Below are 22,975 nucleotides of genomic sequence, written 5' to 3'. Positions count from 1 at the left end.
GAATTCCTCTTGTCTCTACGCCGTCGAGGGAGAGTGCTGGCCGGCCCCGGAGAGCGCGCCGCGGTACCAGTACTCGAGGGTCAGCACGTGCCACAGATGCTTGGAGTAGTCCCGGTGCCCGGCGGCGTCCTCGGCGACCAGCCGGGCCAGCGCGTCGCGGCGCAGCAACCCGGCCCGGACCAGCTCGCCGTCGTGCACCACCTCGCGGACCAGCGGTGCCAGATCCCGGCTCATCCAGGCCCGCAGGGGAGCGCTGAACAGGCCCTTGGGCCGGTACACGATCTCCCGGGGCAGGACGGAGACGGCCGCCTCCTTGAGGACCGCCTTGCCCTGACGTCCGGCGATCTTGCGGTCACCGGGCACGGCGAAGGCCGCCTTGACCACCTCGACGTCCACGTACGGCACCCGCACCTCGGTCGACGCGGCCATGCTCGACCGGTCCGTGTACGCGAGGTTCAGACCCGGCAGGAACATCCGGGCGTCACCCAGGCACATCCGGTTGACGAAGTCGTCGAGGTCGTTGTCCAGGTACACGTCGGCGTGCTCGGTCAGCACGTCCTCCACCGTCCCGGCCAGGTCGGGATCGACCAGGGCGAGCAGCTCGTCCCGGTCGTACATGGTGTAGCTGCGCCGGAACGCGGTCTCCTCGGGCAGTTCGGCGAAGGAGAGGAACCGCTTCGCGAAGCGCACCGACCGGTACCCGCGACGGGCCGTGGCGACCGGCAGCCGGTCCACGGCCGCGGACACGCCGCGCCGCAGGGGACGCGGGACGCGCTGGTAGCGCAGCGCGAGCAGGTTGGCCAGGTGCTTGCGGTACCCGGCGAACAGCTCGTCGGCGCCCATCCCCGAGAGCATCACCTTGACCCCGGCCTCCCGTGCGGCCTCGCAGATCAGGTACGTGTTGATCGCCGCGGGGTCGCCGATCGGCTCGTCCAGGTGGTACGTCATCCGGGGCAGCAGGTCGAGCACGTCGGGTGCGATCTCGATCTCGTGCAGGTCGACGCCGAACCGCTCGGCCACGCTCCGGGCGTGCCGCAGGTCGTCGGGCATCGCCTCGAACCTGGCGTCCTCGGCGCGGAACCCGATCGTGTACGCGGAGATCCCGGGCCGGTCGCGGGCGGCCAGCGCGGTCAGGTAGCTGGAGTCCAGCCCGCCGGAGAGGAAGGTCGCCACGGGCACGTCGGAGAGCAGGTGCCGCCGGGTGGACTCCTCGACGACCGCCGCGACGTCCGGCCGTTCGCCGCTCAGCGCCCGCTCCCTGCCCTCGGCCGCGACGTCCTTCAGGTTCCAGTACCGGCCGCGCTCCACCCGGCCGTCGGGCCGGCACCGCAGCCAGCTTCCCGGCGGCAGCTTCTCCGCCCCGCGCAACGCGCAGCGCGAGTCCGGCACCCAGTAGTACAGCAGCGAGGCGACCAGCGCCCCGTGGTCCACCTCCAGCGACCCGCCGGTCACGGCGGCGAGCGCCTTCAGCTCGGAGGCGAACACCAGGCCCTCGCCGCGCCGGAGCAGGAACAGCGGCTTGACGCCGAGCTGGTCGCGGGCGAGGACCAGGTCACCGGTCCGCTCGTCGAAGATCCCGAACGCGAACATGCCGCGCAGCCTGGGCAGGCAGTCGGTGCCCCAGCGCCGCCACGCCTCAAGCAGCACCTCGGTGTCTGACGTACCGCGAAAGCGCACCCCGGCGGCCGCCAGCTCGGCGCGCAGCTCCGGCGCGTTGTACAGCTCGCCGTTGTACGTCAGGACGAGGCCCCCCGAGACCATCGGCTGGGCGCCCGTCTCGGTCAGGTCGATGATGGCCAGCCGGCGGTGCCCGAGGTGCACTTCGCCCTCACCGACGGGATGGCTGTAGCGGCCCGCCCCGTCCGGGCCGCGGTGGGCGAGGACGTCGGTCAGCCGGTCGGCCACGGCCTTCCCGTCCGGCCATCGGTAGGTGCCTGCGATGCCACACATGTCCTATCGCCCCTCCTGGTCGCTGTCCGGGACCCGCGTCGCCCGCATCGGCAGCCGCTCCGTCCGCGGTCGTTCGGTCCCGTTCGGCCGGGCCGGCCGCTCGCTGCGGCCGCGCAGCGCGTGGGCCTGCCCGTCCCACAGGGTCCCGTCGGTCCGGTCCCGTGGATCGGGGTCGATCAGCACCACACCGAGCACCGTGACGCGCTGGTCGGCTAGCTGCCGTGCCACGGTGTGCAGCCAGGCGGCACTGCCGTGCCCGGCACGGACGACGAGCACGGTCCGGCTGCCGAGGTGCGGCAGATCGGTCCACGCCGTGCCCGGCGCCACCGAGCCGACGTAGAGCCGGCGCTCCTGCTCCGGTCCGGCCGCGGCGGAGCCTTCGCCGCCGGTCACGGTCGGGTCTCCGGGCTTTTGGCGGCGCCGGGCGAGCGGGAGGCCGGGCAGGGCGTCGACGACCACCGACTCCTGTCCGTCCCGCGCCTCCAGTGCCGCCGCGAGGTCGAGGGCGATGACGCCCGCGCTGCGCGCACACCCCAGTTCCAGCAGCGACACCGGTTCCGCGGAGCCGCGCACGGTGCGGGCCAGGGACGTGGTGAGCCGCGAGCGCGCCGCCCGGATCCGTCGGCGCCGCCAGAGCCTGGGCGACCCGCGGCGGGGAAGCTCCGCGATGACCGAGGCCCCGAGGTGCGCGGCGATCTCCCGGCGCAGCACGGGGCGGTCCGCCACCAGGGAGCCGACCGCCGCCATCACGAGCCCGAGGACCAGCCCGAGGACCAGTCCGATCCCGGCGTTGGTGACGGCGGTCCTGGGCAGGGAGTGGCGCACCGCGCGGGGGGCGTCCACGATCTGTGTGCCGGAGACGATCCCGGGTGTGCCGGTACGCGCCTCCGCGGCCCGCTGGTCGAAGTCGGCGACGCGTGAACTGAGTTCGGCCCGGCGGGCGAAGAGCGATTCGAGGCTCGCCGACGCCTTCGGGTCGCTCTCCGGTGACCGGTCCCCGATCGCCTTGTTGACCTCGGCGAGTTCGTCCCGCGTGCGCTCTCGCTGCTCGAGCAGGGCCTTGGACTCGGCGTCCGCGGTCGCGCGCATCCGACGGACGTGATCCGCGACGAAGGCGTCGGCCAGCGCCTCGGCACGGGCCACGGCGTGAGCGTCGCTGTCGCCGGACACGGTGATCTCGAGCAGGTTGTTGGTGAGGCCGGTGCCCCGGTAGTCCGCCATGAAGTCCTCCGGTTTCTCCGGGGACTCGAGGGACTTCAGGGCCGCCTCGGCGATCCGCGTCGTCCTCAGCAGCTCGACGTCGGTGCGGATCAGCGTTCCGGTGTCGTTCGGCTGATCCTCCTTGTGGGCGACCAGCACCTTCGTCACCGCGGTCGGTGGTGGCGGCAGCAGGACGGCGAGCGCCCCGCCGGCCACCAGGCCCAGCATCGCCAGGGAGCACCAGAGGCGGCGGCGCCTGCGCACCGCCACCACCAGTGGCTGCAGGTCCAGCAGCGGAGCGGCGGCCGGAGAGTCCGCGGTCCTGTCCGTCGTCACGCCGAACCTCCCCTCGCGTCGTCCCCGACCGCGACCGCCGGCGCCGTGTGACGCGGAGGGCGCGCGTCCGCCCGGGCCCGGGGGGCCAGGACGGTGGTGGCGACGACGACACCGACGATCTCGTGCCCGGCGTCCGCACAGGCTTCGGCGATGCCGGCCAGCTCGCCCGCGGTCCGACTGCCCGCGCCGAGCACGACCAGGGCACCGGACTCGGCGTCGCCATCAGGCACCATCGGCCGGTCCACCGGGACTTCCGCCACCCGCAGCAGCGCATCGCTCCCGGCCTCCGCGACGAGTTGCCGGGCGGCCCGACGGGCGGTCTCGTCGCCGCCCGGTACGACCACCAGCAGCCGCCGAGGGGCCGGCAGCCGGTCCCGGAGGCGGGCGCACACCCGCCGGTAGCGGATCCGCCTGCCCTCCTCGTCGCCGGACGCCTGCGGGGGCGGCGTGTCCCACGGCGTGTCGATGCCCAGCAGACCGCCGATCCGGGCCCCCCGGCCACGGCCTTCCGGGCGGGACGCCGTCCGCTCACCGGGTACGTCGACGGTACCCAGCAGCGCCGAGCCGAGCGCCCCGGCGATCTCCTGGCCGGTGCGCGGCCGGCGGTTCATCCGTGCGGTGACGAGATGGCCGACGACCGCGAGCAGGAGGAACAGCAGCGACCCGCCCACGATGAGGTGCACCCGCGTCGGCGGGGCCTCGCCGGTCGGCCGGGCCGCCGGCCCCATGACGACCAGGTTGGCCTTGCCCGTCGCCCCGCCGGCCTGCTCCAGCTTGTTCATGGCGTCCGCCAGCGTGGTACGCAGCTTCGCCAGCTCGGTGCGGGCCTGCACGCTCTCCACGGTCCGCCCGGGATCGGCCGAGTCGGCCAGATCGGTGATGCGGCGGTTGGTCCGCACGACCTGCTGCCGCAGCGCCTCGGACTCCGTGGCCGCGTCGGAACCGGTGGTGTCGCCCGCGATCCGCGCGGCGAAGGAGACGAACTGCTGGGCCACCTCGTCGGAGAGCCGCTGCGCGCGCCCGGGGCTGTCGGCCGTACCCGAGATCTTGATGATGTTCCCGTCGGTCGCCTTGGCGCCCACCTGGTCCCGCAGGTCGATGCCGTCCACGCCGCTCCAGTGGAGCGCGGCGGCCGCGCGGTCGACCACCTCCGAACTGGTCGCGATCTCCGCCTGGGTCAGCAGCTCGCGCTGCTCCCACTGCCCGGGCAGGAGGACGGATGCCGACGTCGTGTATCTCGGCGGGAACAGCAGGGAGGCGCCGTAGCCGACGAGTGCGCCCACCACGGCGAGGACGGCGAACAACCGCCGACGCCGGCGGAGCATCCGCCCGATCGTGACCAGACGTATGGTGTCATCGCTCAACGGTGCGGCTCCCGCCCGGTACTGACGTGCCGGCCGGCGGCACCGGAATGCGGCCGTCGCAGGCGGCGGCGTAGGCGGCTAGCAGCGACCGCTGGGAGTTCCGCCAGGAGAGCTCCCCACCGATCCGCTCCTGGCCGAGCTTGCCCATCCACTCCCGCCGCTCCGGGTCGTCGAGGAGCAGCGCGATGAGCCCGGCGAACTCGGCCTCGTCGTTGGCGGGCGCGTAGACGGCCGCGTCGCCCGCGGAGACCCTCGCCTCCCGGAGGTCGAACGAGACGATCGGCCGGCCCATCACCATGTACTCCAGGACCTTGTTCATGGTCGAGACGTCGTTGAGCGGGTTGCGCGGGTCGGGGGAGAGGCACACGTCCGCGGTGGACAGGTAGCGCACCAGGTCGGCGTCCGGAATGCGCCCGGTGAACTGCACCTGCTCCGCGAGCCCGAGCCGCCGGGACAGCTCCACCATCTCGTCGAAGGTGTCTCCGGCACCGACGAACACCGCGTGCCAGTCGGTCCGTCCGAGGTCGTCGCGCAGCCTTGCGAGGGCCCGCAAGGCGTAGTCGACGCCGTCCTGCGGGCCCATGACGCCGAGGTAGCACAGCAGATGCGGCTTGCCGCGCTTCAACTCCGGCTCTGGCGGCACCGGGTGGAACCGGTCGACGTCGGGAGCGCTGCGGACCACGAAGACGTCCGCCGGGCGCCGGCCGCCGCGGCGCACCGCGACGTCCCGGTAGCTCTCGTTCGTGGCGATCACGACGTCCGCGGCCCGGTAGGTGAGCCGCTCCAGCGCGCGCACACCGCGGTAGAGCAGGTCCTCGCCGCGGCCGAACCGGGACAGGTACAGCTCCGGAACCAGGTCGTGCTGGTCGAAGACGAAGCGCGCACCGCGCCGCTTCATCCACAACGCGGGCAGGAACAGCAGGTCGGGCGGGTTGCAGGCGTGGACCACGTGGACCGGGCCGACCTTCCGGGCCAGCCGGACCGTGTGCCACAACGCCGCCCCGTACTCCCGCAGATAGCCGGCCGGTCCTCCGGTGGCCGCGCGCAACGGGTAGCGGTGGATCCGCACCCCGTCGATCTCCGCCTCCGATTCCGTGTCCCGCTTGGTCCCCCGGGGGCAGATGACGTGCACCGTCCAGCCCGCGTCGCGCAGCGTCGTGCACTCCTGCCACACCCGGCGGTCGAACGGGACCGACAGGTTCTCCACCAGGATCAGCGCGCGCCGTTCCGGCCGGGCACCGCCCTTCGCGTCGTTCGACGCCGTGTCACCAAGCAAGGCCCATGTACCCCGGTTCGGCCCGGCGCGCCTCGGCGTCGGGAAGGTGGACGAGATCGACGATCACGGGGCCGCCGGCGCCGCGGGGCAGTGCCGACAGCACGGCCGGGTCCCTGGTCCCGACCAGGCACACCTCGGCGTGGTCGATCACCTCCTCGACGGAATCCGCCAGCAGCTGCGCGAGGTGCGGCAGCCGCGTCTCGATGTACTCGCGGTTCGCGCCGAGCAGCCGGGACAGGCTCACGTTGGCGTCGTAGATCCGCAGGTCGTACCCCTTGCCGAAGAGCCGCTCCGCCAGCTCGACCAGCGGGCTCTCGCGGAGGTCGTCGGTGCCGGGCTTGAAGGACAGCCCGAGCAGGCCCGCCCGGCGTTTGCCGGTGCGCTCGACCAGATCCACCGCGCGCTGCAGATGGTCGGAGTTGGAGGGCAGCACGTGGGAGAGGATGGGCACCGAGACGTCGGCCCGCTGCGCCGCGTGGACCAGGCTGCGCAGGTCCTTGGGCAGGCAGGAGCCACCGAAGGCGAAGCCTGGCCGCAGGTAGGCGGGGCTGATGTTCAGCTTGCGGTCGGCCAGGAACACGTCCATCACCTGGTGCGAGTCCACGCCCAGCGCCTGGCACACCGCGCCCAGCTCGTTCGCGAAGCCGATCTTGAGGCCGTGGAACGCGTTGTCGGCGTACTTGATCGCCTCCGCCGTCGGGATCGGCACCCGGAACACCTCGCCGGGCAGGCCGTAGTACAGCTCCATCACCGCCTCGCCGCTGGCGGAATCAAGCTCGCCGATGACGGTCTTCGGCGGGTCGAAGAAGTCCCGCACGCTCGTGCCCTCGCGCAGGAACTCCGGGTTGACCGCGACCCCGATGTCCACGCCGGCCGTGCCGCCGACGGCCTTCTCCAGGATCGGCACCAGCAGGTTGAGGCAGGTGCCGGGGAGCATGGTGCTGCGGAAGACGACGGTGTGCCGCCCACCCCTTTCGGCCAGCGCGGCGCCGATCTGCTCGGTGACCCGCTCCAGGTATGTGGTGCACAGGCTGCCGTTGGGCTCCGACGGGGTGCCCACGCAGACCAGCGACACCTCGCTGTTCACGACCGCCTCGTGGACGTCGGCGGTGGCGCGTAACGCGCCGCTCCGCGTGACCTCGGCGATCAGTTCGCCGATCCGCTCCTCGACCACCGGGGCCTTGCCGTCGTTGACCAGGTCGACCTTGACCTGGTTCACGTCCACCCCGATGACCTCGTGGCCGATGCCGGCCAGGCACGCGGCCGACACACAGCCCACGTAGCCGAGTCCGAAGACGCTGACTCTCATGACGCGTTCCTCCCCCCAGGCAGGCCCACCGGGCCTGCGGTCCGTGCGCCGGCCGGACCCCGGCTCCGGCGCATCAGTAGGCCCCCTGGCCGTAGAACACCGCACGCAGCGTCTTCCACAGGATCACTGTGTCCAGGGCGAGCGACCAGTCCTCCACATACCGCAGGTCCAGCCGGACCGCCTCGTCCCACGACAGGTCGCTGCGTCCGCTGATCTGCCACAGGCCGGTGAGTCCGGGCTTGACCAGCAGCCGCCGCCGGATGTCGGGGCCGTACGCGGCGGACTCCTCCGGTAACGGGGGCCGCGGGCCGACGAGTGACATCGATCCCGTCAACACGTTGAAAAGCTGCGGGAGTTCGTCGAGCGAGTACCGGCGCAGCACCGCCCCGACCCGGGTCACCCGCGGGTCCCGGCGGAGCTTGAACAGCAGGCCGGCGCCCTCGTTGCGGTCGGCCAGCGCCGCACGCGCCCGGTCCGCCCCGACGACCATGGTGCGGAACTTGAGAATGGTGAATTCGCGGCCGTCCTTGCCGACCCTGCGCTGGCGGTAGAAGGCCCCGCCCCGGCTGTCGACCAGCACGAGCAGCCCCACGAACACCATCAGCGGCGCGAACAGCACCAGCAGGATCGCCGCGCCCGTCCGGTCGACGATGCCCTTGATCGCGCGGCGGCCCCCCGTGAAGGTCGGCATGCTGACCCGCAGTAACGGGATCCCGAGCACCGCGTCGATGTGCAGCCGCGGTCCGGCCACCTCCATCAGCACGGGCGCCACGACCATCTCGGTGTCGCTGCCTTCGAGGTTCCAGGCCAGTCGCTGCAGCCGTTCCGGCGACCAGTGCGGATCCGGCGTGACGGCGACGACACGGTAGCCGTCGCGGTGGACGTGGCCCGCGACGTCCGAGAGCCGGCCGACGACCGGCACGCCGTCCAGTTGGTCACCGCCGTGTCCCTGACCGTCCGTCCCCAGACCGTCCGTCGTGCACACCGCGTCGATCCGCCAGCCGAGATGCGGGAATCTTCGGGTCCGCGTGATCAGGTCGCGCACGGTGGCCGGACTCCCGGCGGCGAGCACCGGTATCAGGCACCGTCCGTCCTTCCGCTGCCGGTGCAGCCACAGCCGCAGCACGTAGCGCGCGGTCATGGTGACGAGCGCGATCGCGGGAATGGCGACGAAGATCCAGAGTTTGATGTTGCGCGAGGTGAGGGCGATCCCGCCGAGCGCCAGTACGACGGTCGCCATGAACAGCGAGCGCCCGAGCCGGCGGAATTCCTCGGCACCCTGGCCGAGCACCCCCGGGGCCCACGACCGGCTCACCGCGAGCGCGCCCAGCACCAGCAGCTCGGTGCCGAAGGCGAGAATTCCCCACTTCTCATGCCAGTTGGCCGCGTCCCGGGCCCCGAAGAAGTTGCCGATCGCCGCCACCACAACGGCGGTCGCCACCGTATCGGTGGTGATCACGGTACGGCGATACCGCTGCTCCCAGTCGACCGCGGGCCGGCCGGCCGCCCCGTTCGCCAGGCTTTCGCCCGCAGCCGGAAAAGGGCTGACTATTCCCCCTTGCCGCACAGAACCCCCCAGGTCCCCAGTGATTCGACGTGTTCGCCCAACACTGTTTTGCTCTGCCGGGAGGCCCCCGCCTTCCGTGCCGATGCGGCAATGCAGAGCTACTTGAAGCAGAGCTACTTGAATTCGAGGCGCGCCGGTACCCGCCGAAACCTTGGGTGCTCCCCTCACCCAAGCGCCCTTTCGGGCTCCAGAAATTGATCATCCCCATGGCCGGCACTGATGCCGCAGGGTGCAACGCTGACCTGCCGAAGTGCCGGACCTTAGATCATTACTGGTCGCCTCGTGTCGAAGCACGGTCAATGTAGACCATCGGGACCCGGCGTGAAGAGGGGATGTGTGTAATTTGTGTTCAACCTTTGAGGTTGCCTCCATTATTCGGTCACGCTTTGTCGCGCTCCCGGCGGCGCCCGGACTCCGGCGGCGGCCTTGATCGACTTTGCGATGCTTCTCACTCCTGAACTCCGGCCGTCCGTCACTGAACCGGTGCTGAGCTGCGGACCTTGTGCCGTGTGATCGCCCGCGCACGTCGCCCGCGCCTTTGCACGCGGTTGCCCGATCGCGCCGAGCCGCCCGGCGAAGAGCGCTCTCCGGCGGAGATCACCCGCCCGCCGAGGAGGGGCCTCGGGATCAACATCGGCTGGATTGCGGCGGGGTGGGGTCTCGGCCGTCGAGGGAGTGGGTGCGAGGGAGGCCGCCGAAACTCCAAACCGGCGCGCGGAGGCTTGGGCTCGGCCGCCGGTGATCCCGGGCGCCGTTGGCCGGCCCGCGGAACTGGACAGGCTGTCCCCAACCGGGTGAGTCAGGGGGCTTGAGATGGCCAGTGGGTTTCAGCGGGAGAAGGTCCGGGCGATGTTCGAGGCGTTCGACGCCGACGGCAACGGCCTTCTGGAGGAGGCGGACTTCGCGGCGCTCGTGGAGCGGTGGCGCCTGCTGCCGCGGGTCGCCGCCGCTCCGGAGCTGACGGAGCGGGTGCGGGGCGTGCTCATGGGATGGTGGCACCAGTTGTCGGCCCTCGCCGCCGAGGAGGGGGAGGGCGCGGAGCGGGTCGACATGGACATCCTGATGGCGATGGTGGACCGGTTGCCGTCGATGCCCGAGGCCGTCACGGCCACGGCCGACACCATCTTCGACGCCGTGGACGAGAACGGTGACGGGCGCATCTCCCGCGCCGAGCACCAGCGGCTCATCGACACCTGGCACGGGCGCGGCACGGTGACGGGGGACGTCTTCGACAGTCTCGACCAGGACGGTGACGGCTACCTCAGCCGGCCGGAGTTCGCGCTGCTGTGGCTGCAGTTCTGGATCAGCGACGACCCGGCCGAGCCCGGCAACGCGATGTGCGGTCCACTGGCCCCGGCCGCCTGACGCCGCGGGCGCCGACACGGGAGTACCGTGTCGGCGAGCCGGCCGCCGGGTGGCGCGTCCCGGCGATCGTGGGCAGCGGCAGGTCGCCGCGGCTCCCGCCTATGCCCGCCGCAGCGCGGAGTGGCCCGCGAAGCGTGCCGAGGAGCCCAACTCCTCCTCGATGCGTATCAGTTGGTTGTACTTCGCGGTCCGGTCGGAGCGGGAGAGCGATCCGGTCTTGATCTGACCGCAGCCCGTCGCCACCGCGAGGTCCGCGATCGTGGTGTCCTCCGTCTCGCCCGAGCGGTGCGACATGACGGCAGTCCAGCCCGCCTGGTGTGCCGTGGCCACCGCGGCCAGCGCCTCCGTCAGGGTTCCGATCTGGTTGACCTTGACCAGGACGGAGTTGCCGACGCCGGTGCGGATCCCCTCGCGCAGCAGCGTCTCGTTGGTGCAGAACACGTCGTCGCCGGTGAGCTGGCAGCGGTCGCCCACGCGGGCGGTCAGCTCGCGCCACCCGTCCAGGTCGTTCTCCGCCATCGGGTCCTCGATGGAGACGACCGGGTAGGCGTCGATGAGCTTGGCCAGGTAGTCGGCCTGCTCCGAGGGGGTGCGCCGCACTCCCTCGCCCGCGTAGTCGTACACCCCGTCGCGGAAGAACTCCGACGACGCCGGGTCCATGACCAGGCCGATGTCCGTGCCGGGGCGGTAGCCGGTGCGTTCGATCGCGGTCATCACGAAGTCGAGCGCCTCCTCGGCCGTGCGCAGGGCCGGTGCGAAGCCGCCCTCGTCGCCGACGCCCGTGGAGTGCCCGGCGCTCAGCAGGTCGCGGCGCAGGGTGTGGAAGACCTCGCTGCCTATGCGGACGGCCTCGGCGAAGGTGTCCGCGCCCACCGGCGCGATCATGAACTCCTGGAAGTCCAGCGGATTGTCGGCGTGGACGCCGCCGTTGACGATGTTCATCATGGGCAGCGGCAGGAGGTGCGCGCCGGATCCGCCCAGATGGCGGTAGAGGGGCTGGCGGCGGGCCGCCGCGGCGGCCTTGGCGGCGGCGAGGGAGACCCCGAGGATCGCGTTGGCCCCGAGCCGGGACTTCGTGACCGTCCCGTCGAGGGCGATCAGCGCGCCGTCGAGGCCGGCCTGATCCGCCGCGTCCCGGCCGCGCACGGCTGCCGCGATGTCGCCGTTGACGTGCGCCACGGCGCGGTCGACGCCCTTGCCGTGCCAGCGCGCGGAGTCTTCGTCACGCAGCTCCACGGCCTCCCGGGCACCCGTCGAGGCTCCGGAGGGGACGGCCGCGCGCCCCAAGGACCCGTCCGCCAGGACGACATCGACCTCGACCGTGGGATTGCCTCGGCTGTCGATGATCCGGCGGGCGGTGACGGTCTCGATGACGGCCGCGACGTCTTCGGCTGCCTGTGCGGACATGGGAGGTCCTTCCCGTTGTCGTATGCCGTGGCCCCGGCTGCGACGACGCTGGCGCTGAGCCCGACAGATCAGACTCTACAGCAATGCTGAACAGCTCAGCTGCTCAGTTAGACTGTGCAGTACCGCTGTGCAGTACCGCTGTGCAGTACCGCTGTGCAGTACCGCTGTGCAGTACCGCTGTGCAGTACCGCTGTGCAGGTCAGGTGCACAGCGGCGCTGGTCAGCGGGATAAGGTGCCGTATGCCCACCTCGGAAGCCGCCGCCATCGCCGCCGAACTTCGCACCGCGATGGGAAAGCTGACCAGACGCGTCAAGCACGAGGACCGCATTCCGCTGGGTCAGGTCGCCGTCCTCGGCGCACTCGACCGCGCCGGGGCCATGACCACCAGCGACCTCGCCGCAGACCAACGCGTCCGCCCCCAGTCGATGGCCCGGGCGGTGGGTCTGCTCATGGAGAAGGACCTCGTCACCCGCCGCGCGCACCCCACCGACGGCCGTAAGACGCTGGTGGAACTGTCGGACGCGGGCCGGGCCGCGCTCGAAGCGGAACGCAACCGCAGGGCCGGCTGGCTCGCACAGGCCATCGACGCCGGCCTCGACGAAGAGGAACGGGCACTACTGGCCCGGAGCACCGCGCTGCTGGAGCGGCTCGCGGACTACTAGAGCGGATGTCGGGGTCGCCTCGGTCAGGCCGCCCTCGCATGCTCACCGGCCAGGAACGGACGCAGCAGCGTGAGCAGTTCGCGCGGGCGGTGCAGCGGAATGATGTGGCCGCAGTCCTCGATGACGTGTCCGGTGAGACAGTCGGTGAACGGTCGGAGCTGGCGTTCCAGCGCGGCACCGACGGGCCGGGCGCCCACCGCCATCGTCGGCACCGTCAGGCGGGCGGCGGCGACCGCCTGCTCGACCTGTGCCGCGCTTTTGGCCAGCGCCCTGTAGTACGAGGACCGCACCACCAGGAGGAACCGGTGTCGTACCCGCACCTGCGCACCCCCGAGGAGAAGCTCGCCGACGCGAAGAAGCTGTTGAGCCTCCCTCGCATCGTCGTGATCTGCGGCTCCACCCGCTTCATGACCGAGATGAACGAGGCGGAGCTGCGGGAGACCAGGGCCGGAAGGATCGTCGTCAAACCGGCCTGTGACATGAAGTCGCCGCACGGACTCTGGTCCGATCCTGTCGAGGCCGAGGCGCTGAAGGTCCGTCTCGACGATCTGCACCGGGCGAAGATCCGGCTCGCCGACGAGGCGCTCGTGGTCGGCGACCACATCGGAGACAGCACCCGAGCCGAAATCGCCTACGCCCGGTCGCTGGGCAAGCCCGTGCGCTTCACGCACCCCGAAGCCGACCCCGGCGCCTGACCGTCTCGCGGTGGATTCGTCCACCGCCCACGCCGCCGGTCAGCGGGTGTCCCGACATGGCCGGGACACCCGCTCCCTCCGGCACCGTCAGACGGCCCCGCGGACCCGTTCGCCGACCCTCTCCTCGGAACCGAGAGCCCGCAGTATCTCCTCGACGCTCTGCTTGGCGTCGCCGAAGAGCATGCCGCTGTTCTCCCGGAAGAACAGCGGGTTCTGCACGCCCGCGTAGCCGGAGGCCATCGAGCGCTTGAAGACGATGACGTTCTCCGCCTCCCAGACCCGCAGCACGGGCATACCCGCGATCGGGCTCGACGGGTCCTCGGTCGCCGAGGGGTTGACCGTGTCGTTCGCGCCGATGACCAGTACGACCGACGTGTCCGCGAAGTCGTCGTTGATCTCGTCCATCTCCAGGACGATGTCGTAAGGCACCTTCGCCTCGGCCAGGAGCACGTTCATGTGCCCGGGCAGTCGCCCCGCGACGGGGTGGACGCCGAACCGGACCTCGACGCCGCGCTCGCGCAGCCGCCGCGTCAGCTCCGCGACCGGGTGCTGGGCCTGCGCCACGGCCATGCCGTAGCCGGGGGTGATCACCACCGACCGCGCCCCCGCGAGCAGCCCGGCCGCCTCGTGCGCCCGGATCTCGCGGTGCTCGCCCTGCTCCTCGTCACCGCTCGGCGGAGCTTCCATACCGAAGCCGCCCGCGATGACGGAGAGGAAGGAACGGTTCATCGCCTGGCACATGATGTAGCTCAGATACGCACCGGAGGACCCGACCAGGGCGCCGGTGACGATGAGCAGGTTGTTGTCGAGCAGGAACCCGGCGGCCGCCGCGGCCCACCCGGAGTAGCTGTTGAGCATGGAGACGACGACGGGCATGTCGCCACCGCCGATGGAGGCCACCAGGTGCCAGCCCAGGGCGAGCGCCAGGACCGTGACCGTCACGATCAGAGGCAGGCTCGGGCTGACGGTGAACCAGACCGTGAGCACCGCGAACAGAGCCAGCGCGCCCAGGTTGAGGGCGTTCTTGCCGGGCAGCGTCAGGGGCCGGGACTTGATCCGGGCGGACAGCTTCAGGTACGCGACGACGGAGCCGGTGAAGGTCACCGCGCCGATGAAGACGCCGATGAACACCTCGGCGTGATGGATGCGGATCAGATCGGCGGGGATCAGGGTCTGCGAGCCGTGGGCCTCGACCTCCAGGTAGCTGTTCCACCCGACCAGCACGGCCGCGAGGCCGACGAAGCTGTGCAGTACCGCGATCAGCTCCGGCATCTGCGTCATCTCCACGCGCCGCGCCTGCCACAGGCCGATCGCGGCGCCGATCACCGTGGCGAGCAGGATCAGCACGACCGGACCGGCGGAGACGCTCTGCGCCGAGACGACGATGGTGGCGGTCAGGGCCAACGCCATCCCCGCGATGCCGTAGACGACGCCGGCGCGTGAGGTGCGGTGCTGGGACAGGCCGGCCAGGCTGAGCACGAACAGCAGGGCCGCCACCAGGTCGGCCGCACGGGAGGCGGTCATGGACGTCATCAGGACTCGCCTCTCGAGAACATGGACAGCATGCGGCGGGTGACGGCGAAACCTCCGAAGATGTTCACACTCGTCAGCAGGATCGCCACGAAGGACAGCACGGTGACGAGCGTGCTCTCGTGCCCGACCTGCAACAGGGCACCGATCACCACGATCCCCGAAATGGCGTTGGTCACCGACATCAGCGGTGTGTGCAGCGCGTGGTGCACCTTGCCGATGACGTAGTAGCCGATGATCACCGCCAGAGCGAACACCGTGAGATTCTCGGCGAGTCGGGCGGGTGCGAAGGCGATCAGGAGGAACGTGATCGCCATCCCGAGACCGATCAGCCCGAAGCGCCCGGCCGGGGTGAGCCGGGACTTTCCCGCGGGCACGGGCGCGGGCGCCGGCGCCGCCGGCTCGGCCGCGGTGGGGGCGGCCGAGACGGCCACCGGCGGGGGAGGCCAGGTGACCGCGCCCGCGCGCACCACGGTCACGGCCCGCTGCACCACGTCGTCGAAGTCGACGACGAGCCGCCCGTCCCTGCCGGGGGTGGCCAGGGCCAGCAGGTTGACCAGGTTGGTGCCGAACAACTGGGAGGCCTGGGCCGGGAGTCGGGACGCCAGATCCGTGTAGCCGATGAGGGTGACGCCGTTGTCGGTCACCACGGTCCGGCCCGCGACGGTGCCCTCCACGTTGCCGCCCTGCGCGGCGGCCATGTCGACGACGACGCTGCCGGGTCTCATCGCCGCCACGTCCGCGGCGGTCAGCAGGCGCGGCGCCGGCCGGCCGGGGATCAGGGCGGTGGTGATGACGATGTCCACGTCCCCGGCCTGCCGGTGGTAGAGCTCGGCCGCGGCCCGGTCGTAGTCGGCGGAGGTCGCCCTGGCGTAGCCGTCGGTACTCGCCTCCTGGGAGGCGTCCACCGCCAGGTACTCGCCGCCCAGGGAGCGCACCTGATCGGCGACTTCGGGGCGCGGGTCGGTGGCCCGCACGACCGCACCGAGGCTGGAAGCGGCCCCGATGGCGGCGAGCCCCGCGACCCCGGCTCCTGCGACGAGGACCTTGGCGGGCGGCACCTTGCCCGCGGCGGTGACCTGCCCGGTGAAGAAACGTCCGAAGACGTGGGCCGCCTCGATCACCGCGCGGTATCCGGCGATGTTCGCCATGGAACTGAGGACGTCCATCGACTGGGCCCGCGAGATGCGCGGCACCGCGTCGAGGGCGAGCACCGTGACGTCCCGCGCGGCCAGCGCCTCCAGCAGTTCCGGGTGCTGAGCCGGCGCGATGAGCGCCACCAGCGCCGCACCCTCGCGCAGTTCGGCGATCTCCTCGCCCGACGGCGCGTTGACCTTCAGTACGACGTCGGCGGCCCAGGCCTCGCCGATACTGGCCCCCGCCTCCGCGTAGGCGTCGTCGGCGAATCCGGAGGCCGTGCCGGCTCCCGACTCGACGACGACCTCGTAACCGAGGCCGAGGAGCGGGCGGACCGTCGCGGGCGTCGCGGCGACGCGAGTCTCTCCGGGTATGGACTCGGCGACGACGCCGACGCGTTGCGGCGGATGGTGGGTGGCGTGGTGTCCAGTCATGTCCAGTCTCTCGTCGAGGCGTTGTTGCCGGGTTCCGTACCCAGACCAGGGCGACCGGGCACCGAAAACGTGATCCCGGTCCCGGCCCGGGGGAGTGGCGTACGCCGACGCCGCAGTCGGGGAAGGACGGAATCCCGGCAGGGAGGGACGATGAACCGGACGACGCGGCGGACGGTCGTGATCACCGGGCCGGTGGAGGTCCTGTACCTCGCCCGCGTCGACGAGGACGGCTACTACTCCATCGTCGAGCGCAAGAAGGACCTGGTCATCCGCGGTGGGTACAACGTCTGTCCGCGGGAGATCGAGGAGGTGCTCTACGAGCATCCAGCCGTCGCCGAGGCCGCCGTGATCGGATTGCCCGACGACGTGCTCGGCGAGGAGGTCGCCGCCGCGGTGACACTGCGTCCCGGTGCCGAGGCCACGCCGGAGGAGCTGCGGTAATTCGTCCCGGCCAGGTCGCCGCGTACAAGTACCCCCGGATCGTCTGGCTGGTCGACACCCTGCCGAAGGGTGCCACGGGCAAGATCCTCAAGCGGGAGATCGCGGCCATCCGGCCGGGAGAGCCGGGCTGACCCGCTGCCTCCCACGCAGGCCGTTCCCCTTACGCCGACGAGCAGTGGGGTCACCAGCCCACCAGCCCCTGGGTGGCCTGCGTGGGGCAGCCGTCGGCGCCCGGGACGCGTCGCCGGTCGGCGACGAGCCGTTCGGGGATGGTGACGGCCTCGCGCATGTTGCCGCGGGGCTGTGACGACGAGCCCGGTGGTGGGGCGGGCGCGAGGTCGTGGTCACGCCCCCACGACGGGCCGTCACCGTCGATCAGCACGACGAGGGCGGCGGGCCCAAGGGTTCCTGGCAGCGGCGCGGGACGTGGGCGTGCGACGGCTGGTGACGGGGGACGGACCGGGTCCGAAACGTGGCTCGCCCCCCCCGTGCGGGCGGTGCGTCAGGTCCCTTCGCCCGAGTCGGGTTCGGCCATCCTGCGGTGGGCCTCGGCCTTGAGCCTGTCGGGCAGTACCTTGCTCGCCAGTCCCTGTGCCTTGGTCCTGGCGGATCCGGCGGTGAGTTTGTCCTTGCCGGCGAAGAGCGCGTCCAGCCCCTGCCGCGCCACCTGCGCCGGGTCGTCCTTGTCCTGCCGGCCGACCGGGGTGTCGTCCATGCCGGCGCGGTGGAAGAAGTCGGTCTCGGTGGGGCCGGGCATCAGCGACGTCACTGTGACGCCGGTGCCCTCGAACTCGTTCCGCAGGGCCTGGGTGAATGACTGGAGGAACGACTTCGACGCGTTGTAGACCGCCTGGTAGGAGCCCGGCATCGTCGACGCGATGGAGGACGTGACGAGGACCCGTCCGGCGTCGCGGGCGGCCATGCCACGGAGGACGAGTTTCGCCAGGTGGACGGTGGACCGGACGTTGAGATCCACGATCTCGAGATCGTCCGCGAGGTCGGTGTCGACGAAGGCGCCGCCCCGCCCGACACCCGCGTTGAGTACGGCGACGTCGAGCGGGCGGCCGGTCGCGGTGACCGCGGCGTAGAGCGCCTCGGTCCGTTCGGGAAACCGCAGATCGGCGGGGACGGTGTGGACGACGGTCCCCGCCTCCCGGATGCGCCCCGCCGCCCGCTCGAGTCGGGCCTCGTCCTCGGCGTTGACGATCAGGTCGTGTCCCCGCTCGGCGAGCTGCCTCGCCAGTTCGAGGCCGATACCGCTGGAGGCGCCCGTGACCAGGGCGAAAGGCTTGACGTCGTTCATGGCCGCTTCCCGGGGGTGTGGGGTTCAGGAGGAGGACGGTCCGGACCCCGGCCGCGTGGACGGGGCCGACGGCCGAGTGCCCCGTATCGCGCCCCACAACACGGCACCGCCCCTGGTCCGAACACCCCCGCGTCGACCTTGTCCGTGCGGGTAGTCGGGGTGGCATGAGCGAAACGGACCCGAGGAAGAACGTGCGGGACTGGGCCACCGGCGAGGAACCCGCGACCGGCCCGCAGCTGAGCTATCTCCGGACGCTGGCACGCGAGGCGGGCGAGGAGGTCCCCGAGAACCTGACGAAGGCGGACGCGTCGCGGATGATCGACCGCCTTCAGCAGGCCTCACCCCGGACGAAGGAGACGGGGCCGGACGGCGGAGAGGCCGTCTGACCGGCACCGCGGCCCGGCTGACCGGAAGCGGGGCCGGACATGCGTGGACTACCGTTGGCGTGAGCCGGACTCAGCGGCCGGTGAGCCCGGACGAGTCGGGGAGGCGCGGGTGGCGAGCCCGGACGACGAGGCGGTCGGCGACGCCGACCGGCTCCAGGCGGTGCGGGACACCGGCCTGACCGCGGTCGCGGACGCCGACATGGACCGCTTCGCCCGCCTGGTCTCCCGCATGCTGGGCGTGCCGGTGGCGCTGGTGTCGATGCTGGAGGAGACCCGCCAGGTCTTCCCCGGCATGGTCGGCCTCGGCGAACCGTGGGCGCGGACACGGCAGACCCCCCTCTCCCACTCCTTGTGCAACCACGTCGTCGCGAGCCGCGAGCCCTTCACCGTGGCGGACACCCGCGCGGACCGGCGGACCGCGGCGAGCCCGGCGATCGACGACCTCGGGGTGCTCGGCTACGCGGGGGTGCCGCTGACGGACGACGTCGGGCGGGTACTCGGCTCGCTGTGCGCCATCGACACCCGGCCCCGGCAGTGGAGCGCCGGGGATCTGGCGGCGTTGCGGGACCTCGCGGCCGCGTGCAGCGCGGAGCTGCGCCTGCGCATCGCCTCCGGCCAGCGGGAGCTGGCGCGCCGGGGGGAGGCCCGGGCCCGTGAGCGGGCCGACGTGATGCAGGAGGGCACCCGGACGGCACTCAAACGCTCCCAGCTGCTGCTGCGCGCCGCGGACGCGCTGGCGGACACCACCGGCCTGAGCGAGGTCCGCCAACGCGTCAGTGAACTGGTCAGCGGCGACCTCAAGCCGCACTACGTCGGCCTGGTCCTGGCCGAGCGCCGACGCATGCGCCGGCTGATCGACCGGACCGGCGTCGCTCCCGTGGAGTACTCCTACGAGACCTACTCGATCGACTCGGCCTGGCCCACCGCCCGGGCGGCACGCGAGAAGCGGACCGTCGTCGTGCACAGCCCCGAGGAGCTTGCCGACCAGTACGGGCCGGACGCGGTCGCCGCCTTCGGACAGCTCGGCCTGCACACGGCGGTGTGCGTTCCGCTGCCCGGCACGGTCAGCTCGCTCGGCACCCTCGTCCTCGGCTGGGCCCACCCCTACGAGATCGACGTGCTGGAGCAGGCCGTGCTGGCCTCGCTGGCCGGATACACCGCCCGCGCGGTCGAGCGCGCCCTCTTCGTCGACGACCGCGTCCACGTGGCCCACCAGCTCCAGGAGGCCATGCTCACCGACCTCCCCGCCGTCGACGGACTGGACAGCGCCGCCCTTTACCGCCCCGCCGCCCGGGCCGACATGGTCGGCGGCGACTGGTACGACCTGTACGTCCTGCCCCCGGCACCGGACCGCGCGGCAGGCCCCGCGACGGTCGCGCTCACCATCGGCGACATCACCGGCCACGACATGCACGCCGCCACGCTCATGGGCCAGACCCGCAGCATGCTCCGCCAGGCCGACCTCGACCACCCCGGCAAGGGCCCCGCCCACATCGTGCGGGCCCTGGAGCACGCCAACCGCGAACTGCTCATCGGCTCCAGCGGCACCCTCGTCCACACGCACCTGCGCCCGTGCCCGCCGCCCGACGCCGCCACCTGGGAGATGACCTGGACCAACGCCGGTCACCCCCCGCCCCTGCTGGCCCTTCCCGACGGCACCACCGAGCTCCTCCACGACCACGGAGCACTGATCCACCCCGCTCTCGACCCGTCCGGTCGTACCTCCCACCGCCGTGTCCTCGACCCGGGCACGCTGCTGCTGCTCTACACCGACGGCCTCGTGGAGCGCCGGGGCACGGACATCGACGCGCTCACGGACCGAGCGGCCAGAGTCCTGACCACCCACCGGCGCGACGATCTCCCGGCGCTCCTGTCACACCTGGTCGACACCGTCGCGGGCACGACCGCCCCGGACGACATCGCCCTCCTCGCCGTACGCGTCCAGGAGTGAGCTTCGCACAGCCCGGGAGATCTTCCGGCGGTGACCGGCGGTCCTGTGGACTCCGCCGCCCTCACGACGCCGCGGGGGACTGGCCCGGTCGGCCTCCACGACGGAGCGCGCCTCGATATCCGGAGCCCTTCACGGCGGCTCGTCGCGCTGCCGTTCGCGACCGCGGGCCGTTCTGCTCCGCTGCACGGCCCGCCCGGCCCTGCCGCTCCCGCGCCCGGACTCGGGCGAGGCCTCCCGAGCAGCGCGCCCCGACGTCTTCCCGACGACCTCACCGGCGCCGTCGCCCACCTCCCGGACCGCCTTCCCGGCGCTCTCGCCGACTCCCCGGACGGCGTCCCCGGCACCTTCCGCCAGCTCTCCCGCGACCCGCCCGGCGCCGCTGCCCAGGCTCTCGGCCGCGGAATCGAGGCCGGACGTCAGCCGCTCGAGGATCTGCGGATGGGCGTCGACGGTGGACAGGACCCTGCCGACCATCTCGGCGACGTTGTCCAGCCGGACCTTGAGCAGGGCCTGCGCCTGGACGCCCTTGATGTCGAGCTCCACGCGGCCGAGCGACACGTCGGCCCCGACGTTCAGCTTGAGGAGGTCGAGCACCTCCGCGCTCAAAGACACCCTGGCCTGCAGGTTTTCCACGTGCAGGCTGATCTCCTCGACGTGGAGCTCCGGCACGTCCAGGAGCACGTCCGGCTCGCCGTCGTGCCCGGCACCGGCCGATGCCTCCTCCTCGTCGTCCCACTCCTGCTCGGACGTCTCGTTCTCAGCGTCGTCGCGGTCTGGCATAAGACCCCTCAAATCGCATATTCGTCTCTTTCCATACTGCATCGTCCGCACGTCGGAGTGCGCAGGGGGCGGTCACGACGTCCCGGTGCCCGAGTCCACGGTGATGTCCGGCGCGGACGGGAGTCCGTGGAGCGGCAGCCCCGTCAGGTCCGCCGCCGGATCGGTGTCCCGCAGGGTGTCGCCGAGCCACTCGCACATCAACACGGTCGCGTCGTCCTGCAGTTGCCCGTCGTGGTAGTCCAGGACGGCCTGCATCAGGCGGCGCAGCGTCTCCGGGACCGGCAGGCCGTCGGCGTGGTGGCGGATGAGGAAGTCGGTGAAGCGCTCCACGCCGAACTCGCTGTCGTCGTGGCGCCGGGCGTCGGTGATGCCGTCGGTGTAGAGGACGACGCGGTCGCCCGGCTGGAGCTGTTCCCGGCAGACGGTGCTGGACAGGTTCAGGTCGGTGCCCATGGGGTGGGCCGGCGGGCACTGCATGTGACTCACCCAGCGGTTGCCGCGGATGACGATGGGCGGGTGATGGCCGCGGTTGACCCAGCTCAGCACCCCCGTGCGGGTGTCCAGGGTGGCGAGGACACCGGTGACGTACCGGCGGTGACCGTACTGCTCGACGAGGGCGGCCTCCACCGCGGCGCCCTTGGCGGCCAGGCCGGCTCCCTGGCGGCGGGCGTTGCGGCAGGCTCCCAGCGCCAGGGCTCCGCACAGACCCGCCGCGTTGTCGTGGCCCATGGCGTCGAACAACGTCAGATGCACCAGCGGCCCGTCGAGGGCGTACTCGTAGACGTCGCCGCTGATCTGGTAAGTCGGCTCCATCACCGCGGAGATGACGACCCGCCCGTCGGCATAGGTGCGCGGCGGCATCAGGTTCCACGCCATCTCCGCCGCGACGTTCAGCGGCTCGGTCCGCATCAGCCGGGCCAACGTGTCGCTGGAGGTGCGTTTGGTGGCGAGCAGCAGCGCCACGAGAGCCGCGAGACGGTCCGCGTCCTCGCGGGCGCGGGCGTCGTCGTGGGTCGAACGCAGGCGCAGCAGTCCGAGTCGCTCGGTACCGTCCACCAGGGGCACCCACCAGTCGGTGCCGGGCGCCTCCTGAGGCGCGGCGGAGGTGAGCCGTCCGCGCTGGTAGGCCCGCCCGGGCGAGGTGCCCTTGATGCGGATCTCCCGCTCGGCCCCCTGCGGCGGACCGTCCGGCCCGGCCAGCAGGTGCAGGCCCTGGTGCCCGAGGTCCGCGACATAGACGAGCACGTCGGTGAAGCCCGCGGCACGCGCGTGCGTGCGGACGGTGGCCGGCAACGCGTCGACCGGCATGAGGTGGCCGGCGTCCAGCAGGCCGGCGAGCATCGCCCGCGCCCCGGCGTCACGGTCCACGTCCACGGCCAGCTCCCTCCCGCTCGGCAGCCGCCCCCGCGTCACGTACTGGGCCCATCGCAGCACAGGAGGCGCCCATGCACCATCGGAGCGGACACGGCAAGGGATCCTGGGTTCCCCGGGACCCGAGGGCCCCGAGGAACTCGGGGCTGTCTGCTCAACCCCTGGACGGCGAGTAGCCCCGCCGAACGCGCCTCACACCCCCACACCCGACCCGAGTACCCGCGTGGCCGCCCCGTCGCCCCGCGATCACCAGCCGGCGTCCGGCCGGCGACACGAGCGCCGCAAGCCCGTCAGTGCAGCCGCCGCACCGGGGCACCCGGCCGACAGGACGGGGAACGCGCAGGTCAACGGCTCGTACCGGCTGCAGGCGGCCCCCGGTGGCGCGCCGTGTCCCCCTCTCGACGCCCACCTGGAAACCGACGTCGTCGTGATCGGTGCCGGGATCGGCGGAATCGGCGCGGCCTGGGAGCCGGGCGGGCCCGGCGCCGGGTGCTGGAGGCCGGGCGGGTC

The 22,975-nt window shown here is 72.1% G+C and carries 18 protein-coding genes and 2 pseudogenes; 6 read left to right on the top strand and 14 right to left on the bottom strand.

All coding sequences use genetic code 11. The annotated features are described in order from the left end of the window. Nucleotides 1-15: 15 nt before the first annotated feature. From asnB to DMH12_RS04805, 6 genes are all read right to left on the bottom strand, one after another. Nucleotides 16-1,950, bottom strand: a complete 1,935-nt coding sequence (asnB, locus tag DMH12_RS04830) for an asparagine synthase (glutamine-hydrolyzing) (protein ID WP_125490277.1) — start codon at nucleotides 1,948-1,950, stop codon at nucleotides 16-18. 3 nt (nucleotides 1,951-1,953) lie between these two features. Then, entirely contained in the window at nucleotides 1,954-3,486 is a 1,533-nt protein-coding gene (locus DMH12_RS04825; RefSeq protein WP_125490276.1) for a Wzz/FepE/Etk N-terminal domain-containing protein, read from the bottom strand. Then, nucleotides 3,483-4,850, bottom strand: coding sequence for a Wzz/FepE/Etk N-terminal domain-containing protein (locus DMH12_RS04820; RefSeq protein WP_125490275.1), 1,368 nt, complete (start codon nucleotides 4,848-4,850; stop codon nucleotides 3,483-3,485). Before DMH12_RS04820 ends, DMH12_RS04825 begins: the two co-directional genes overlap by 4 nt. Then, nucleotides 4,840-6,126, bottom strand: coding sequence for a glycosyltransferase family 4 protein (locus tag DMH12_RS04815; RefSeq protein WP_185832146.1), 1,287 nt, complete (start codon nucleotides 6,124-6,126; stop codon nucleotides 4,840-4,842). The genes DMH12_RS04820 and DMH12_RS04815 overlap by 11 nt, the downstream gene beginning before the upstream one ends. After that, nucleotides 6,116-7,435 (bottom strand): nucleotide sugar dehydrogenase, encoded by a 1,320-nt coding sequence (locus DMH12_RS04810; RefSeq protein WP_125490274.1) that lies wholly within the window; start codon nucleotides 7,433-7,435, stop codon nucleotides 6,116-6,118. The genes DMH12_RS04815 and DMH12_RS04810 overlap by 11 nt, the downstream gene beginning before the upstream one ends. 73 nt (nucleotides 7,436-7,508) lie before the next feature. Then, nucleotides 7,509-9,002: a sugar transferase gene (locus DMH12_RS04805; RefSeq protein WP_125490273.1), complete on the bottom strand. Its 1,494-nt coding sequence runs from the start codon at nucleotides 9,000-9,002 to the stop codon at nucleotides 7,509-7,511. Nucleotides 9,003-9,815: 813 nt separating this feature from the next. Here DMH12_RS04805 and DMH12_RS04800 point away from each other — a divergent pair. Beyond that, on the top strand, nucleotides 9,816-10,367 hold the full coding sequence (locus tag DMH12_RS04800; RefSeq protein WP_125490272.1) for an EF-hand domain-containing protein: 552 nt from the start codon (nucleotides 9,816-9,818) through the stop codon (nucleotides 10,365-10,367). A gap of 99 nt (nucleotides 10,368-10,466) precedes the next feature. On the opposite strand, the gene eno is transcribed toward DMH12_RS04800, so the two are convergent. After that, a complete protein-coding gene (gene eno, locus DMH12_RS04795) occupies nucleotides 10,467-11,774 on the bottom strand; it encodes a phosphopyruvate hydratase (RefSeq protein WP_125490271.1) in 1,308 nt (435 codons plus the stop codon). Nucleotides 11,775-12,014: 240 nt separating this feature from the next. Between eno and DMH12_RS04790 the strand changes: the two genes are divergently transcribed. Continuing rightward, nucleotides 12,015-12,437, top strand: coding sequence for a MarR family winged helix-turn-helix transcriptional regulator (locus DMH12_RS04790; protein ID WP_125490270.1), 423 nt, complete (start codon nucleotides 12,015-12,017; stop codon nucleotides 12,435-12,437). A gap of 23 nt (nucleotides 12,438-12,460) precedes the next feature. Here the strand turns inward: DMH12_RS04790 and DMH12_RS04785 are convergent. After that, nucleotides 12,461-12,718, bottom strand: a pseudogene (locus tag DMH12_RS04785) (alpha/beta fold hydrolase); the annotation flags it as partial. A 24-nt stretch (nucleotides 12,719-12,742) separates the two neighbouring features. On the opposite strand from DMH12_RS04785, the gene DMH12_RS04780 reads away from it, so the two are divergent. Then, nucleotides 12,743-13,132 (top strand): hypothetical protein, encoded by a 390-nt coding sequence (locus tag DMH12_RS04780; protein ID WP_185832145.1) that lies wholly within the window; start codon nucleotides 12,743-12,745, stop codon nucleotides 13,130-13,132. A gap of 87 nt (nucleotides 13,133-13,219) precedes the next feature. On the opposite strand, the gene pntB is transcribed toward DMH12_RS04780, so the two are convergent. Both pntB and DMH12_RS04770 read right to left on the bottom strand, forming a co-directional pair. Then, nucleotides 13,220-14,665 (bottom strand): Re/Si-specific NAD(P)(+) transhydrogenase subunit beta, encoded by a 1,446-nt coding sequence (pntB, locus tag DMH12_RS04775; protein ID WP_185832144.1) that lies wholly within the window; start codon nucleotides 14,663-14,665, stop codon nucleotides 13,220-13,222. Further along, nucleotides 14,665-16,233, bottom strand: coding sequence for a Re/Si-specific NAD(P)(+) transhydrogenase subunit alpha (locus tag DMH12_RS04770; RefSeq protein ID WP_125490268.1), 1,569 nt, complete (start codon nucleotides 16,231-16,233; stop codon nucleotides 14,665-14,667). The genes pntB and DMH12_RS04770 overlap by 1 nt, the downstream gene beginning before the upstream one ends. Before the next feature lie 207 nt (nucleotides 16,234-16,440). Here DMH12_RS04770 and DMH12_RS39655 point away from each other — a divergent pair. After that, nucleotides 16,441-16,805, top strand: a pseudogene (locus DMH12_RS39655) (long-chain fatty acid--CoA ligase); the annotation flags it as partial. Nucleotides 16,806-16,855: 50 nt separating this feature from the next. Here the strand turns inward: DMH12_RS39655 and DMH12_RS04760 are convergent. Both DMH12_RS04760 and DMH12_RS04755 read right to left on the bottom strand, forming a co-directional pair. Then, on the bottom strand, nucleotides 16,856-17,056 hold the full coding sequence (locus DMH12_RS04760; protein ID WP_125490267.1) for a hypothetical protein: 201 nt from the start codon (nucleotides 17,054-17,056) through the stop codon (nucleotides 16,856-16,858). Nucleotides 17,057-17,176: 120 nt separating this feature from the next. Next, nucleotides 17,177-17,977 carry an SDR family oxidoreductase gene (locus DMH12_RS04755; protein ID WP_125490266.1) on the bottom strand — a complete coding sequence of 267 codons (801 nt, stop codon included), beginning with the start codon at nucleotides 17,975-17,977 and terminating at the stop codon, nucleotides 17,177-17,179. Nucleotides 17,978-18,141: 164 nt separating this feature from the next. Between DMH12_RS04755 and DMH12_RS04750 the strand changes: the two genes are divergently transcribed. Both DMH12_RS04750 and DMH12_RS04745 read left to right on the top strand, forming a co-directional pair. Next, on the top strand, nucleotides 18,142-18,363 hold the full coding sequence (locus tag DMH12_RS04750) for a DUF3072 domain-containing protein (RefSeq protein ID WP_125490265.1): 222 nt from the start codon (nucleotides 18,142-18,144) through the stop codon (nucleotides 18,361-18,363). Between the two features lie 109 nt (nucleotides 18,364-18,472). Continuing rightward, complete coding sequence (locus DMH12_RS04745) at nucleotides 18,473-20,314, top strand: GAF domain-containing SpoIIE family protein phosphatase (protein ID WP_125490264.1); 1,842 nt, start codon at nucleotides 18,473-18,475, stop codon at nucleotides 20,312-20,314. Nucleotides 20,315-20,443: 129 nt separating this feature from the next. Here DMH12_RS04745 and DMH12_RS04740 read toward each other — a convergent pair whose 3' ends face one another. After that, nucleotides 20,444-21,094 (bottom strand): hypothetical protein, encoded by a 651-nt coding sequence (locus DMH12_RS04740; protein ID WP_185832143.1) that lies wholly within the window; start codon nucleotides 21,092-21,094, stop codon nucleotides 20,444-20,446. Nucleotides 21,095-21,166: 72 nt separating this feature from the next. Further along, nucleotides 21,167-22,435 carry a PP2C family protein-serine/threonine phosphatase gene (locus tag DMH12_RS04735; RefSeq protein WP_125490321.1) on the bottom strand — a complete coding sequence of 423 codons (1,269 nt, stop codon included), beginning with the start codon at nucleotides 22,433-22,435 and terminating at the stop codon, nucleotides 21,167-21,169. Nucleotides 22,436-22,975 lie beyond the last annotated feature (540 nt).

The organism is Streptomyces sp. WAC 04229 (genome assembly GCF_003947455.1).
In the GTDB taxonomy this organism is placed as follows: domain Bacteria; phylum Actinomycetota; class Actinomycetes; order Streptomycetales; family Streptomycetaceae; genus Streptomyces.
This window is presented reverse-complemented; position numbering and strand designations above follow the sequence as displayed.

Bases quoted from the DNA above. Each gene is read 5' to 3' on its own strand.
- eno (WP_125490271.1), bottom strand. From the start codon at position 11,774: ATGTCCGCACAGGCAGCCGAAGACGTCGCGGCCGTCATCGAGACCGTC.
- DMH12_RS04790 (WP_125490270.1), top strand. From the start codon at position 12,015: ATGCCCACCTCGGAAGCCGCCGCCATCGCCGCCGAACTTCGCACCGCG.
- DMH12_RS04810 (WP_125490274.1), bottom strand. From the start codon at position 7,435: ATGAGAGTCAGCGTCTTCGGACTCGGCTACGTGGGCTGTGTGTCGGCC.
- DMH12_RS04750 (WP_125490265.1), top strand. From the start codon at position 18,142: ATGAGCGAAACGGACCCGAGGAAGAACGTGCGGGACTGGGCCACCGGC.
- DMH12_RS04755 (WP_125490266.1), bottom strand. From the start codon at position 17,977: ATGAACGACGTCAAGCCTTTCGCCCTGGTCACGGGCGCCTCCAGCGGT.
- DMH12_RS04735 (WP_125490321.1), bottom strand. From the start codon at position 22,435: ATGCTCGCCGGCCTGCTGGACGCCGGCCACCTCATGCCGGTCGACGCG.
- DMH12_RS04740 (WP_185832143.1), bottom strand. From the start codon at position 21,094: ATGCCAGACCGCGACGACGCTGAGAACGAGACGTCCGAGCAGGAGTGG.
- DMH12_RS04770 (WP_125490268.1), bottom strand. From the start codon at position 16,233: ATGACTGGACACCACGCCACCCACCATCCGCCGCAACGCGTCGGCGTC.
- DMH12_RS04800 (WP_125490272.1), top strand. From the start codon at position 9,816: ATGGCCAGTGGGTTTCAGCGGGAGAAGGTCCGGGCGATGTTCGAGGCG.
- asnB (WP_125490277.1), bottom strand. From the start codon at position 1,950: ATGTGTGGCATCGCAGGCACCTACCGATGGCCGGACGGGAAGGCCGTG.
- pntB (WP_185832144.1), bottom strand. From the start codon at position 14,665: ATGACGTCCATGACCGCCTCCCGTGCGGCCGACCTGGTGGCGGCCCTG.